The organism is Rubripirellula obstinata, assembly GCF_001642955.1.
Classification (GTDB): domain Bacteria; phylum Planctomycetota; class Planctomycetia; order Pirellulales; family Pirellulaceae; genus Rubripirellula; species Rubripirellula obstinata.
On the sequence record NZ_LWSK01000131.1, the window covers coordinates 1 to 14,057 of the forward strand.

General features: G+C 52.1%; 10 protein-coding genes and 1 tRNA gene. 3 read left to right on the forward strand and 8 right to left on the reverse strand.

The genetic code is table 11. From position 1 onward, the window contains the following. Nucleotides 1-842 precede the first annotated feature (842 nt). The 3 genes from RC85_RS21620 to RC85_RS21630 are packed head-to-tail and all read left to right on the forward strand — an operon-like array spanning nucleotide 843 to nucleotide 3,884. Nucleotides 843-2,231, forward strand: coding sequence for an outer membrane protein assembly factor BamB family protein (locus RC85_RS21620; RefSeq protein ID WP_068266806.1), 1,389 nt, complete (start codon nucleotides 843-845; stop codon nucleotides 2,229-2,231). Beyond that, complete coding sequence (locus tag RC85_RS21625) at nucleotides 2,228-3,487, forward strand: PQQ-binding-like beta-propeller repeat protein (RefSeq protein WP_068266808.1); 1,260 nt, start codon at nucleotides 2,228-2,230, stop codon at nucleotides 3,485-3,487. Before RC85_RS21620 ends, RC85_RS21625 begins: the two co-directional genes overlap by 4 nt. 1 nt (nucleotide 3,488) lies before the next feature. Further along, nucleotides 3,489-3,884 (forward strand): hypothetical protein, encoded by a 396-nt coding sequence (locus RC85_RS21630; protein WP_068266810.1) that lies wholly within the window; start codon nucleotides 3,489-3,491, stop codon nucleotides 3,882-3,884. Nucleotides 3,885-3,923: 39 nt separating this feature from the next. On the opposite strand, the gene RC85_RS21635 is transcribed toward RC85_RS21630, so the two are convergent. From RC85_RS21635 to RC85_RS21670, 8 genes are all read right to left on the reverse strand, one after another. Then, nucleotides 3,924-4,994, reverse strand: a complete 1,071-nt coding sequence (locus RC85_RS21635) for a glycoside hydrolase family 43 protein (protein WP_200836764.1) — start codon at nucleotides 4,992-4,994, stop codon at nucleotides 3,924-3,926. A gap of 529 nt (nucleotides 4,995-5,523) precedes the next feature. Continuing rightward, entirely contained in the window at nucleotides 5,524-6,213 is a 690-nt protein-coding gene (locus tag RC85_RS21640) for a PEP-CTERM sorting domain-containing protein (RefSeq protein ID WP_068266813.1), read from the reverse strand. Between the two features lie 193 nt (nucleotides 6,214-6,406). Beyond that, nucleotides 6,407-6,637, reverse strand: coding sequence for a hypothetical protein (locus RC85_RS21645; RefSeq protein ID WP_068266815.1), 231 nt, complete (start codon nucleotides 6,635-6,637; stop codon nucleotides 6,407-6,409). Between the two features lie 25 nt (nucleotides 6,638-6,662). Then, on the reverse strand, nucleotides 6,663-7,904 hold the full coding sequence (locus RC85_RS21650) for a DUF1559 domain-containing protein (protein ID WP_068266817.1): 1,242 nt from the start codon (nucleotides 7,902-7,904) through the stop codon (nucleotides 6,663-6,665). A gap of 433 nt (nucleotides 7,905-8,337) precedes the next feature. Further along, nucleotides 8,338-8,946 carry a response regulator transcription factor gene (locus RC85_RS21655; protein ID WP_068266818.1) on the reverse strand — a complete coding sequence of 203 codons (609 nt, stop codon included), beginning with the start codon at nucleotides 8,944-8,946 and terminating at the stop codon, nucleotides 8,338-8,340. A gap of 89 nt (nucleotides 8,947-9,035) precedes the next feature. Continuing rightward, nucleotides 9,036-11,159, reverse strand: a complete 2,124-nt coding sequence (locus RC85_RS21660) for a sensor histidine kinase (RefSeq protein WP_235033286.1) — start codon at nucleotides 11,157-11,159, stop codon at nucleotides 9,036-9,038. A gap of 482 nt (nucleotides 11,160-11,641) precedes the next feature. After that, a tRNA-Cys gene (locus tag RC85_RS21665) sits at nucleotides 11,642-11,714 on the reverse strand. A gap of 487 nt (nucleotides 11,715-12,201) precedes the next feature. Next, on the reverse strand, nucleotides 12,202-13,707 hold the full coding sequence (locus RC85_RS21670) for a serine/threonine protein kinase (RefSeq protein ID WP_068266819.1): 1,506 nt from the start codon (nucleotides 13,705-13,707) through the stop codon (nucleotides 12,202-12,204). Nucleotides 13,708-14,057: the final 350 nt, after the last annotated feature.

Sequence of the window (14,057 nt, forward strand, 5' to 3'; positions counted from 1 at the left end):
ATGGCTCGCTACGGCCTACATGCTGGCGAATAGGAAAATGTGCCGTTGCCACAATGCTTCACAGCGCTGCAATTTGTGTTGTCGGCCATGGTGCAGCTTGCCCAATTTGCTGCGATGCAATGATTTTCATCAGGCCAGGCCGTGCCTCAGATAGCTCCACACGGCCTTCATGCTCCCAATTTTTTTGTCGCTAATTTTTTTGTCTAACCTTCATTGGAATGCGTGGTGTGCTCGCACTGGAATGCGTGGTGTGCTGGGCGGCCTAGGAGCGAGCATGGGAGGATTTAGACAAAAAAATTAGCGACAAAAAAATGGTGTGCTCGTGATCGCTATGTCTTGTAGGCGATCGGCAGATTATCTAGTCCACTTACGGTAAGTTCTCACCTGCCGCTCGCCTTAGAGTGACGAAGCGAAACCGAACGGGACTCATTTTCCAGCCGCCTGGATGTCCGGAGGAACATCCAGGCTGGCCAAAAAATCCCCTTGGCGGATGACGCCTCCGGGACTCTTTGACACAAACTGGAAAAATGAATTTGCACGTCGCTATTCGTGTGCTAGTCATCTGAAAGGTGTGTCAATTCTGGCCGCTATGCCGAGAGAATCTGCCGATCAAGATCAGGTTGACGTCATCTCGATCGGATCTATTCGTAAAATCGTTTCGATCAGATGCAACTAGCTGAACAGCCAGTCACTGTATTGGCCGTGAAAGCGAAACTGAAACCATCTAAGCTTTTTCGGAACACTCAAACACATAGGGCCGTTTGACGTTCCCGGATACTTGGTAAAAAGGTGGGCAGAGGATTGTTTCCATCACGAACACAATTGAATTGCTAGGCCGATACATGCTTTCTACGAACCAATCGCTTCGTGATGGTTTGCTTGCCATCTTCGCGATTAGCTGCACCTGGAACGCGTCCGCTGAAAACTGGCCCCAGTTTCGTGGACCCCACGCGAATGCTGTTTCCCCGACTGAATTGCCAACGACTTGGTCGGATGACGAAGGCCAAACGCAGAATATCCGCTGGAAGATCCCCGTCGCCGGCGAAGGTTGGTCGCAACCGATTATCTGGGAAGGTCAGGTCTTCTTGACCGCCGCGGTTCCCCAATCTGGCGATGCCGGCACGCAACCTGAACCCTACACGGGCGGTGGCGGGCGAAGCCGCAATGACCTGACCAAGACGGTCTACCAATACCAAGTCATTTGCATCGATGCGGATTCGGGCGAGGAAGTTTGGCGAACGTCTTGCAAAGAAGGCCCGCCGCCAATCCCTCGCCACAACACCAACACCTACGCCACCGAGACTCCGATGACCGACGGGGAACGAGTGTATGCGTATTTTGGAATGAACGGCGTCTATGCGTTGGACATGCAGGGCAACGTTGTTTGGCAGCGCGACCTTGGTGTGTTTGAAATGCGAGCGGACTGGGGAACGTCTAGTTCGCCTGTGTTGTTCGATGGCAAGTTGTACGTCCAAGTTGACAATGAAACCGATTCGTTCTTGGTTGCCTTGGATGCGAAGACTGGCGACGAAGTTTGGAAAGTGGCTCGCGATGAAAAGTCGCAGTACAGCAGCCCCATGATCTGGCAGAACTCGCAGCGAAACGAACTGATCGCTGGCGGAATGGTTTATCGTTCCTACGACCCAGCGACGGGCGAACTGCTTTGGCAACTCGACATGGACAAAGGACGCAGTTCAGCAACCCCTGTCGCGAAGGGCGACCGTCTTTTTGTGGGTAACGAATTCAGAGACCGCGGTGGTAGCGATGACGGTGGCGGAAGATTGTTCTGCATTACGCCTGGTGGCAGCGGAGATATCACACCACCGGAAGATTCATCGAGTAGCAAGTTTATTCCCTGGTGGATCGAAAGAGCCGACATGCAAATGGCGTCACCGACGATCTGCGACGACAAGATCTATCTGTTTGAACGACGCACCGGCAACATGCACTGCGTGGACGCGGCAACGGGCGATACTGTCTATCGAAAACGGGTTCGCGGTGCCAAGGCTTTTTGGGCATCACCTTGGACCGATGGCGACAAAATCTACGCATTGGACGCAAGCGGAACGACACACGTTTTAGGATCGGATGATGAATATGAACTCCTCTCCGCAAACGAACTAGACGAGCAAACCTGGGGCACGCCCGGAATCGCAGACGGCCGAATTTACCTGCGCACGGTCAACCATCTTTACTGTATTGAAACTCCTTCCAAAGAAATGACACAATGAGAATTTCGCTCGCCAGACGCATGATCGCATTCGTTGGATGCTTAGGATTGTTCTTGCCACCATCGACTGTCACGGCTGCAGACGCAGAAATCGATTCAGCAAAAAGTAGCCAGACATGGAACCAATGGCGTGGTCCGCAGCGTGATGGAGTATGGAGCGGTGATCTTCCCAACTCACTTTCCGAATTAAAACTGTCGTGGGAAAAACCCCTGTCGCCTTCTTACAGTGGCCCCGTCACCGATGGAAAAGTTGTCTACACGACTGAAACCGTTGACGAGAAATTTGAACGCGTCACGGCTTTCGATCTATCCAGCGGTGAACAGGTTTGGACGACTCAGTGGGAAGGCGCAATCAAAGTTCCTTTCTTTGCTGCGGCCAATGGATCGTGGATCAAGGCGACTCCTGCGTTGACCGAAGACGCGTTAGTTGTGCTTGGGATTCGAGACGAACTGGTTCGATTGAATCCAGCTAACGGTGATGTTCAATGGCGAGTCGATTTGTCGGAGCGATTTGGGTCAGTACGCCCCAACTTCGGAGCCGTCTGCTCACCGCTGATCGATGGCGATGCGGTGTTTGTCCAAGGTGGTGGGGCAACGCTAAAGCTATCGCTTAAAGACGGGCAAACCATTTGGCGTGCGATGGCTGGCGAAGAAGACGACGATGCGTTTAGCAGTCCAATCATCGCGACGGTGGCGGGCGTAAGGCAACTGATCGTCCAAACTCGCACCAAGCTTTGCGGTGTTTCGATCGAAGACGGAACCGAACTTTGGTCAGAACCGATTGAAGCCTATCGCAACATGAACATCCTGACGCCCACAGTGATCGGCGACCAAGTTTTCACGGCGGCACACAGCGGTCGTTCACAAATGTTTGACATCAGCCGATCCGGCGACGATTGGACGGTCACGGAACGATGGAACCAAAAAGTGCAAGCCTACATGTCGTCACCCGTGGTCGATGATCAGACAATCTATCTGCACTCGAAGAACGAACGTTTGACGGCGCTGGACATTGAATCGGGCGAAATTCTTTGGACCGGCCGGCCGATGGGCAAGTATCAAAGCCTGGTGCGAAACAACGATGTGCTGTTAGCGTTGGACGAAGGTGGCGAACTTCTTTCCATTGAACAACAACGCGATGGCTTGGAAATCCGCGATCGCTTGAAGGTCGCCGACGACGCCTGGGCTTACTTGGGTGTCTTCAAAGATGGCTTGATCGTTCGAGATTTGAATTCACTCAAAGTCTACCGCTATTAAGATGCCAGGTTTCCTGAAGAACCGCAGGACTGCTCAACCGGGAATCAAACTGGATCGATACACGCTTGCTTGGTGCGTCGGACTGACGCTGTTTATTGAACTTGTCTGTGTCGTTTTGCGTTTTGGGTTCAACCAATCCTCATCCGTCGCCACTGCATCGACGATTGGCGTGATCACGTTTGGTTACCGAGTTCATCATGGATACATCGGCGCGCTGCTAATACCAATAGGAATCTTGACCTTTTCGCAGCGATGGAGTTGGGGTTGGGTCTGCTTTGTCGCTGGCGTTGGTTTGTTCGCCAGCGATGCGATCCATCATTTCCTTGTCCTTTGGCCGATCACCGGATCGCCGCAATTTGATCTGGTCTATCCAAGCTCCGCGGCAGCCGACGAATAACAACGGCAAGAAATGATTCCTCGTTCGCCGAGTATGACTTTACTCTGTCGATCTGGTGTCAACGGTCAAGATGGAACCATCTGGTTGATGATGCAATTCAGTCATCTTGACGGTTCGCAGATGTGTTTTCCCTTCGGATAAACGACAGTCGTGGTAAAAGAGGTACCACTTGCCCTGGAACTTCGTAATTGAATGGTGGTTGGTCCAACCGATAACAGGTTCAAGCACCACGCCTTGGTAGGTGAAGGGACCTAAGGGATTATCACCAGTCGCGTAAACGATCTTGTGGGTGTCGCCCGTCGAGTAAGACAGGTAATAAGTATCCTGATACTTGTGCAGCCATGCTGCCTCGAAAAACCGACGATCGTTGTCGCCATTGAGTAACGGATTACCGTTTTCATCTAATAACTGTACGTCTTGGACTTCGCCCTCGAATGACAACATATCTTCGCTTAGCTTGACCACCTTGGGTGCTAGCGCCGTGTCGGTAGGCGAAAGCACGACACCTGTCTGTGAATAGGAACCGCCCGCCCAACGTTCCAACTGCCCGCCCCAGATCCCGCCAAAGTACATGTAGTAGTCACCGTTGTCGGCGCGATAGACAGCCGGGTCAATGCTGAAACTGCCATCCATTGGCGTGGGTTGCGGCTTGAAAGGGCCTTCAGGTTTGTCGCTTTGGGCTACGCCTATTCGGAAAACACCGTCTTTGTCTTTTGCGGGAAAATACAGATAGTACTTGCCGTTTTTTTCCGCAGCATCTGGAGCCCACAATTGTTGTTTTGCCCACGGAATGTCTTCTAGCTTTAACGCAGCGCCATGGTCGACCGTTTCACCGCCCACCTTGTCCATCGAAAGAACATGGTAATCCTTCATATCAAAATGAGCGCCGTCATCAGCGGAGCCTTTCGACTTTTCGGTGTCGATATCATGCGAAGGGTAAATGTAAAGCCGATCACCAAAGACATGTGCTGATGGATCGGCTGTGTAAATATGTTCGACGAGCGGTTTCGCAAAAAACGTGTCGTCATGCTCCGGGCGGTTGTCCTGAGCGATCGCCACTTGAGCAGTAAACGCAAGAGCTAAGAACACTGGGGAGAATGATTGATGCATCAAGAGTCTCATGTTTGATAATGCCAGGTCGTCTGAATTGATGCTGAAAAGCAGTAAAGTTATCAGTCAATGGGATGGAAGGCCGAAGATTCGGAACCGAGCGACATTATAGCAGTGCCACCGCAATGGAGGCGAGCGAGCAAAGCGAACATCCAGGGCAACTCACATTTTGAATGTTGGCAATTTCAAGTAAGCCGCTGCCGGTAACGCCTCGGGCATTTACCTAGGCCCAGCCGCTTAGGAACGTGCGACTTTTTATAGTCGCCTTTCGCGGAGCGAAAGGCGACACTAATTTCCCGCTCGTTCCTTACGCGATCACGGCTCATGACCCAATTTGAAAAACTGATCTGCCTTGGATGAACCCAAGCACGGCTAAAAACCCAAACTGATGGAAAGACCGATGGTGTCCAGCAATTTCTAATCGCTAATTCCCTAAGTGGTCTTGGATGTATGCAAAACGAAAAAGCCTGACATCCCAGGTGCGAGACGTCAGGCTTTTCGTGTGAGTCGCTTGCGGCGAATGCAAGTATTAGCTTCGGCGGCGACGGCCGACCAATGCAATTCCACCCATCCCCAGCAATGCAAGGCTGGAAGGTTCTGGGATGGCAACCGCGGATATCGTAACATTGTCAAAGTACAAGGTTACTCCTGAAACTGCTCCGCCATCCGTGTTCGCACCCAACATGAGTTGCCGTGTGCCCGGTGTGCCGTCGCCGTGAATCAAACCGTCACTGGAGCTAGTTGATACACCGTTTGCAACGCTCAAGACGACTGTCTTGGTTTGTGTTCCCCCAGCAGCCAATTCGAGTAAAAGATTCTCATTCTCTTGATTCCAAGGTCCATTGAAGATCAAAGCACTTTCAAACCAACCAGGAAAAGCGGACGTGGTCTGCTCTGAGTCAATAATTGTAACGTCATAACTCAACGTTCCACCGTTCGCGACAGCAGCATCCCACTCCGCTGCAAATGCGGGCGACATGTCCATTGAAACAGCGTTTGCTGCCCAGCCTCCCCCTGTTTCAACCTTCATTACTCCTTCCATACCCAAAACCACGTGCGTTCCGTTTCCAGAAAATCCTTCAAGATCATTATCAAACGTCAGTGTTACCGCACCTTGAGTGGTGGTTGTGAGAAGTAAAAAAACAAAACTAAAAGCAAGTAAACGTTTGGTCGAAACATTGATAATGACTAATTCATTTAAAATTGGTCTATGAGTCATCGTAGTACCTTACGGGTTACTGGTTGATGTGTTTAACCGACTGGAACAGAACCAATCGATTTTGAAGTGTCGTAAAATCTGAATCTAAATGAGGCCGAAGTTTTAAAATCGATCGAGGAAACGTTCCCCAAAAAAGTAAGCGGATTTGTTCTTCCCGAGGAAAACGATTGCCTGGGGAGATTAACTGGGCAGGTTAACTGGACCCAGCTTTTCTCATTTCCTTGGCGATCTCTTTGCCCCGATTGCGACTCGCTTTTTGAGCTTCCAGCATCCCTTGTCTTAGCTCCTCAGGAGTCTGGCGATACTTCGCCATTTCGTCTTCGTCGTAGATGCTCTTAGTGCCGCTGTCGTCACCGCAACCAGCCGTACAGCAGACAGCCGTACTGCACATTGCGATTGCAAAGACAAATATGAAATTCTTCATGTTGCTACTCTGAAATGACCAGTGACTAGAAATTTGACATGTCGGGAATTTCTTTGCTGGCTCGGGACCCCAGGGCACCCCAAAGACCATACGGACTCTCTCTTCCCGAGTTGTTTGCTGTTGGCGTTACATTGCCAGCGGAACTGTCGCCCGCCTCCACCGAATCAGACACAAACTTGACAGCACCATCACCCATCAAAACGTGAACGCCACCTTGGTGACGGCTCGACGCGGTATAGTTGGCTCGAGCAGTCATGACTCCGCCCCAATCTCCAGCACCGGCGTCGGTGCAAATTTCAGAGTTGGGTGGAAGGACGGTGTGAAAGCCGCCCATGATGTCAAACGCGCTGGCCCATTGAGCACCGCGACGTAGTCGCACCTGCCCCGCCCATGTTGTGAACGTGGCAAGCGGCCCCCAAAACTGAGGACGCAGTGGATCGAGTCCACCGCGACACGACAGTGGATTGTGTTCCAATGCCGACGCCCCACTGATTTGGTGGATCGCAGCTCGGGTTCGCTTATCGTTGTCGCCCAAATCAGTCGTGATTTCTCCGTACATAATCGTGTTGGCTAGACCGTCCAAGCAATCGCGGAAAGCGGTTTGTCTGCGTGCGAAGAACATTCCACGATCCCCGGCACGACCATTGACAACCCAACCCTGATCATCCAATCGATCGGACGTGTTCCACCAAACAAATTCACCGTTGGGATTTCCATAGCTATCACCAAGACAGGCTGCGTAGTTGGTTCGCCCGTAAGCTGGCGCACCAATTCCTGGATCACTGGGGCAACGGTAAGTCTGGGCCTCAGTCACCCACGGAATGTATTGATCATTGCCATCGACGGTGGGCCCCATCGGCGGCCATGGATCGTTGACGGCGCGAGTGGAACCGTCCGAATTCTGGATATTGGGATTAGAAACCTGTTCCCACAATGCTTGCTGCTCAATGAACGGCAAGATTCCAACGAGCGGACTCAGGTTGAAGATGTTGCTGTTCTGAGTAAAGCCAGGTGGCCAAGTTTGCCCGTCATTGGTTCCTGTTCGGTAGCCTGGCAGCTTGTTGTAGGCTGAATGGTAGTTATGAACTCCCAAACCAATCTGCTTAAAGTTGTTGCTGCAACTCATCCGCCTTGCTGCTTCGCGGGCAGCCTGAACGGCAGGTAACAGCAACCCCACCAGCACACCAATGATTGCGATTACGACCAACAGTTCAACAAGAGTGAACCCCAGCCGATTTTTAGGCTCAGCATGATTTCGATACGTCATGACATCCTCCTCGAATAAGGCCCCCAAAAAAGCCGATGAAGGGGGCGGGACAGAAGCCGGATAACCCTCTCCACTTAGCGACAGTCCACGATCTTCCCGACATTATTCCTTGTTAGAAATTGTCCCGAAATCGCTTCCCCGTTTGCGTTGGACGTAGGTCCGGTTCCCACCGGACGATCCGCCTGGAAACGTCCGGTAGGAACCGAACCTACAGAAGTCAATTTAGGACCGTTTTACGACGATGAAACAAAAGTCAGGAATCGCTGATCTGGTTCGGTGTTATTACCTTAGAAAAGGCTGAAGTTGGCATCAATTCGCTCTTTCGAGCGATACGAGGGCCGCGTCTCGGCCGTAGCCAAGCCACGAATACCGACCAAACCGTTGAAATCAGCGAGAGGCAAGAGGTTTGTAGCGGGAAGGTCGTCCTGGATCGCTAAATCTTCAAAATCCCTTTTTCGTACCCGACAGACACAGCGCCAGCTCGGTCCTGGACTTTGAATTTTGCCAAGATCCCTTTGACGTAAGTTTTCACGGTGTGGATGCTGAGGCTCAAGTCGATCGCAATCTGTTTATTGCTGTGCCCGAGTGCTACCAGATGCAGCACTTCGATTTCTCGTGGCGAAAGATGTTCTTGCATTGCGACACTGGTTTCCAGGAGCGGATGATTGATGACCTCTCCAGAATGGACTCGGTGAATCGCATCGACCAAGACAACGGGTGGTGCTGCCTTGGTTACAAATGCAGCCGCGCCATGTTTAAGCGATTGAGCAACTTCTTCTTCCAGTTCGGCAGTGCTCAACATGATCACCTTGGCATCAGGCTGGATCACCCGAATTCGCATCAACGCCTCGATGCCATCAAGGACCGGCATTCGCACATCAAGAATGCAGATGTCGGGACGGTGCTGTTCGAATAACTCGCTTGCTCGTTCGCCGTCATCCGCTTCCGCAACCACCGAAAGCTCTTGCTCATTGGAAAGCATTGAAACGAGTCCCACGCGTAGCAGAGAGTGGTCATCGGCAATCAGGATTCGGATGGTCATTTTATTACTTGCGACTTGCCGGACGGTCGATCAAACCAGACACCGCCTCAAAAGATCTTCGCCATTTGGAAACTCGATATTCCTAATTCCTAACACGAAACGGTCACTCTAATGCGAGTCCCGTGTTTCGGCTTGCTATCCAGCATGAGTTCGCCACCGATTCGGCGAACGCGTTCTCTCATGCCCGTCAAGCCAAAATGACCTTGGTGTGTACCTGCCACTGCTTCGGAATCGAACCCACATCCGTCATCAAAAACAGAAATCGAAACCGTCCGTGGAGTATACTCGACATCAACCTGAATTCGCTCGGGATTGCTATGTTTTAGTGCGTTGGTCATGGCTTCCTTAGCGATCATCAAAAGGTTTTCGGTTGTCAGTACATCGAGTTTCCGCTCGCTTCCTTTCCCCCCAACCTCAGCCGATATCGGCGTCCCCGAAAAGATCGCCAAACAAATCTTCCGAAGTTCCTCACGCAATAAAATCGTTCCTGAATCGGTCATGCGTAGGTTCCAAACGCTACGCCGCAAGTCTTCGCGAGACTGCGCAAGAATCTGATTGGCGATCGTTAGGTTACGTTCGACCAGATCTTTGCTGCGGGCAGTTTCGATTGCCCGCAACTGAAGCGCAACACCTGCGAGTGATTGTTCGAGCGTATCGTGAAGATCAGCCGCAACTCGAGTGCGTTCCTGTTTGGTGGTGGCGGCGACCAGTTCGAGAGCGTCTTTTGCTCGCCGCGTTTCCGCTAATTCGGATCCGCGCAGGGCGATCTGCCGACGCATCCAAACGATGACCAGCAGAGCTACCACCAACAATGCGATCATCCCAGCGAGAAGGAGCAGCAGACGAGTCGCGTTCCACCATGATGCCGCACTAACGACAGTCACGTCTTGCGGTGAACGCAAGCGAATCTCGAACGATTCCGCACGCAGCTTGCGATTCGCCTCGGGGTGATCCGACGTTCGGATTGAACAAATACCAGTCACCTCCAGGGTGCTTCCCGGGCGAATTCTGCGCAACTGTCGCGGCGGTCGGAATGAGGCAAGCGTAACAGGAACGAGGAACCCGTCTGCATCGAGTATCAGTTGAAAAGGTTTTCCGACTTGATCCTCAACGGCTATCAAATCACCTACCAACCGAACGAGTCCAGCGTGATAATCTGGCTGGCTAGAATTCGGTGCCAACAGTTGTAGTGACAGCACCAAATCCGGCGTGACGGAACTTGGCTGCGGCGGCTTTCCGACACCAATCGATCGAATGACCGACGTTCGCATGACCGGAAAGTTCGCGTCGATCTCTAAGAACCCTGAACATTCGATGACTTCGCCGATCGCGAACGAATCAGACGACTGTGGGATGACACGAAGATTGTGTTCCCCGTCGGTGATGAAAATCTGCTGCCCACGCTCACATGCGGTGACGGTGCCTGAAACGACTTTGCGATGCGTTGGACTCCAATCGGGATCGAAAGCGAACAATGATTCCAATGTGACTTTCTCGCAAGCAAACGGATTCGCGTTGGCTTGTTTCGTGATTTTTAAACCATCCGCATCGCATGACATGATGTCTGAATCGAGAACGTTTCCTCGGTTGTTGAAACGAGGTAGACAGACCCCCGTGACAGTGATCTCGGCGTCAATGACGGACTCCATCGATTCCGGTGAAATCGCTGTGGAGTTTAAGAAGAACTTGCCACCGAAAGTGGACACGACCACGCTGACGCCATCCATCGCAAGAAAGTTTCCTCGCCGAGCGCTAATAGCGACTCCGTCAATCGTCACCCATTGGCAATCAAGAACGCCGGACTGCAGTTCTGCAAGGCTGGACTTACGCGGCAAAGGAAGCTCCCCTGTTCCCAGCACGGTAATTCGTGAGCATTGAATCAAGGGGGCGTTGTGCCCACGGTTCGTCTTGCCCTCGATTTCGACAATTGTCCCCACCGCCAGATCAGTTGACACCTGATTTGTTTCTTTCGGTCTTTCGCACCAGATCGCAGTTTCACCATCGTGAAAAACAAAGCTGGTCGGTGAAGTAAGCAAAACGGTGCCCTTGAACTGTATCGAATAACCACGACTCGCTTCCGATTTGGACAACTTACGAATCGATGCAACGGTCTTGGGCAACGTCGATGTTTCACTGGCGACGCAGCGGTCGCTGTGCGTCATTGGAATCAACGCAATCGCGATCAGACAAATAAGTGAGTTGATAGGCAGCATGTAACCTGTCGTTGTTTTATTGAAATCGTCAACACGCAGGATAACCGTATCGCTAACAACGAACGCGACCTCAACATTGGGACGCTATCCTTTTCAGAGCTTTCGAGTTTCCGGTTGATTCTAATCAATGACCGGCGTCAGAAATTTCCATGTGCTTTCAAGGGAACAACAAATTTCCTGACGGCGATTGTCGTATTGGCCTGTTTTGAGGAACCAACCCGCGACGAAGCGAATGTTGATCGAACCCGCTGGCGAATTGCTCTAGAAGATAGTCGCGACCGTTGGTCGTGACTTTGGTTTTGCCGGAGCGCTGCCGCCAAAATAGTGGCGGCGATTAAGACAAGAACCTGGCAGTTTCGCAGTCCGGGCAGGTTTCTACAGACCAAGGCGGGAAACATCCCATTCAGAGTCTTCTGAGAAAGTACTCTGCCGACGACGGACAGGTCGAAAATTTACCGCTTAGCCTCGGTAAATTGCAAAAGAGGCGACGGTGGGATTCGAACCCACGAATAAAGGATTTGCAATCCTTCGCCTTAGCCACTTGGCCACGTCGCCCTCACGGTCGGGTTGAAATTGCGAACAATTCAAGTCCGTCCAGGTGATTCGCGAAAGTTAGAGAAACTTTGCCGAACAGTCAAGATCTAAGGAAGCTGCTTCTTTAGACAACGCTGATGATTCTCGCGAATATGCCGTTGTTATCGTCCAAACCATGGATGGACTTTAGGAACTGTCCCGAAATAACTTCCCGGTTTTCCCGTAGCTGGTCCCGCCAGGGTTCAGTCCACGACTAGTATTCCGCGTCAGCTCAATCTTCGGTTAGGAGGTAGCGGAAGTCGCGTAGACTTTCGGCGTCCCCCTCGTAGCCGAAACTCTTGGCGAGTTCCGCTACCCGAAAATTGAGGTGACATGGACCACTAGCTGAACCCTGGCGGGCCCAGCTACGAAAGATTTCGCCAAATACGGAACTTGTTTCAGGACAGTTCCTCACCTGCAACGAGAAAGTTTCTGATGACTTTCCGACTCGGGATCACGAAACGCTGGCTCAGTACGATCCCAATTCTCGTTTTTCAACGCCCGAAAGCAGTTGCGAAAGGGCGACTCTGAGTTCGCGAACTTTTAGCGGCAGGGCAAGTAGTTTGCGGTTGGGGCCGCGGGTGGCCGCGGCGATAATGCTCGCTTGGCTTCGATCGACCAGCAAAATGCTTGGCATTGAGGCGGTGTGTTCGTCGCTGGCAAATTTATTGAACGCTTCCACCGCAAGACTGCCAAGCTCGGCGGCTCCAAAGATCACACAATCCGCTGGCGGGTCTTCGACGGGCGAAAAACGGTTTAGCGCCCGGTTAGGGTCCGAGATCACGAGGACTCGATATCCGCGTGCCTTCAGCCGTTCGCGTATCGCGTTTTGCAAACCGGCTTTCGATTCGACCAACATCACCACGTACCCCTCGCCTTCGTTGGTCGCGGCTTCTTCGTCGTCTTGGTGCGGAGCCATCGGTAAACTGTTGTCTTGATTCACTCGAACCGGGGTGCCGGACGCTAAAATCTGCATCGCCTTTTTGACTTCTGCCGCTAGCGCCGCGGCCGATTGGATCCGCTTTTCTGGATTGAACGCCATCGCTTTCAATACGACATGGCTGACAATTCCAGGGACGTCGGGAACGCGTTCGTGCAGTGGTACGATTTCTTGAAAGCGAGACACGTTTAGTCTCGCCAGCCGGTCACGCGTTTCGCTCAAGGCCGGCGTTCCGGCGACCATGTGATAGAGCATGTTGCCGGCGAAGTAGACGTCGCTTCGCGGATCATCTTTTCGGACTCCGGTGCCGCGTTCCAAAGCTGCGTAATCGATCGCGCGAGCGTTGGGGCAATCAGCCATCTTTTCGGGATTCGCTCGGTCCGTCAACGCGGCCAAGCCAAAGTCAACGAGCTTGGCTTTTCCGTCCGATGAAATCAGAACGTTCGATAGTTTCAAATCCCTGTGTGCGATCCCAAGACTGGCCGCATGCTTCAATCCCGATGCAATCTCAAACATCAAACGCAACGACAAGTCGGCTGGCAATTTACCGCGGATCCTAACCAGTTCACGTAGCGTTTGACCCTCCACAAATTCCATCACCAAGAATGGCGTGCGAATGTCGGGGATCACGTCCAAGATACTGACGATGTTTGGATGTCGCAGTTTTAATCCCATGCGGCCTTCGCGCAGAAACTGCTCCATCTCTTTGGCTTCATCGCGGAACCGTTTGCGAAGCACTTTTACGGCGAAGACTTCACCGCCTTTCTCGGCTCGATAGACCCTGGCGAAAGTACCCGCACCGATCAGGTATTGGATCTTGTACTCACCGTAGAAAAACCCAACTCGATCGCCTTTTAGAATCTTGTCGGTTTGTAACGTCGTCAAAATGCCGTGGCGTTGGACGGTCTTGATGACATCGTTCATCGTATGGTCACCAACGCCCAATTGGTTGACCGCATGGTCAACGTCTCGTTGCTCGGCCAAGCCAAGTTCAACGATCCGCTGGGTGAACATCTGTGGAGTCAGGTCCGTCATCGGTAATCAAAAGGGTGCTGGAAGCGTCGAGATTGAATCTAAGACAGTTTACACAGAATTAGCGGTGAACGCGCGTCGCCCTGGTCGGATGCATGTCGTTACCCGTTTTAAAGGTTTTACGCTACTGAAACACGGGTGCGATTTGTTTAGCCGCGTGGGCATGAAGAGTTTTGATCCCGGTAAACACGTGTTAGTTCGTTTGGCCGCGTGGGCATCGTCTGGGCTGACGAAAATGTTTGCGTGGAGGGAAACTGGACGACTTTGGGGGTTTGTGGCTGACCGGCCTCGGTGTTGATTGCAAATTGCAAAATGAACACTGAAAAATGTAAATTGACCAGCGAATACCGCTT

Coding starts and splice junctions, on each gene's coding strand:
- RC85_RS21620 (WP_068266806.1), top strand. CDS start 843: ATGCTTTCTACGAACCAATCGCTTCGTGATGGTTTGCTTGCCATCTTC.
- RC85_RS21625 (WP_068266808.1), top strand. CDS start 2,228: ATGAGAATTTCGCTCGCCAGACGCATGATCGCATTCGTTGGATGCTTA.
- RC85_RS21630 (WP_068266810.1), top strand. CDS start 3,489: ATGCCAGGTTTCCTGAAGAACCGCAGGACTGCTCAACCGGGAATCAAA.
- RC85_RS21635 (WP_200836764.1), bottom strand. CDS start 4,994: ATGCATCAATCATTCTCCCCAGTGTTCTTAGCTCTTGCGTTTACTGCT.
- RC85_RS21640 (WP_068266813.1), bottom strand. CDS start 6,213: ATGACTCATAGACCAATTTTAAATGAATTAGTCATTATCAATGTTTCG.
- RC85_RS21645 (WP_068266815.1), bottom strand. CDS start 6,637: ATGAAGAATTTCATATTTGTCTTTGCAATCGCAATGTGCAGTACGGCT.
- RC85_RS21650 (WP_068266817.1), bottom strand. CDS start 7,904: ATGACGTATCGAAATCATGCTGAGCCTAAAAATCGGCTGGGGTTCACT.
- RC85_RS21655 (WP_068266818.1), bottom strand. CDS start 8,946: ATGACCATCCGAATCCTGATTGCCGATGACCACTCTCTGCTACGCGTG.
- RC85_RS21660 (WP_235033286.1), bottom strand. CDS start 11,159: ATGCTGCCTATCAACTCACTTATTTGTCTGATCGCGATTGCGTTGATT.
- RC85_RS21670 (WP_068266819.1), bottom strand. CDS start 13,707: ATGACGGACCTGACTCCACAGATGTTCACCCAGCGGATCGTTGAACTT.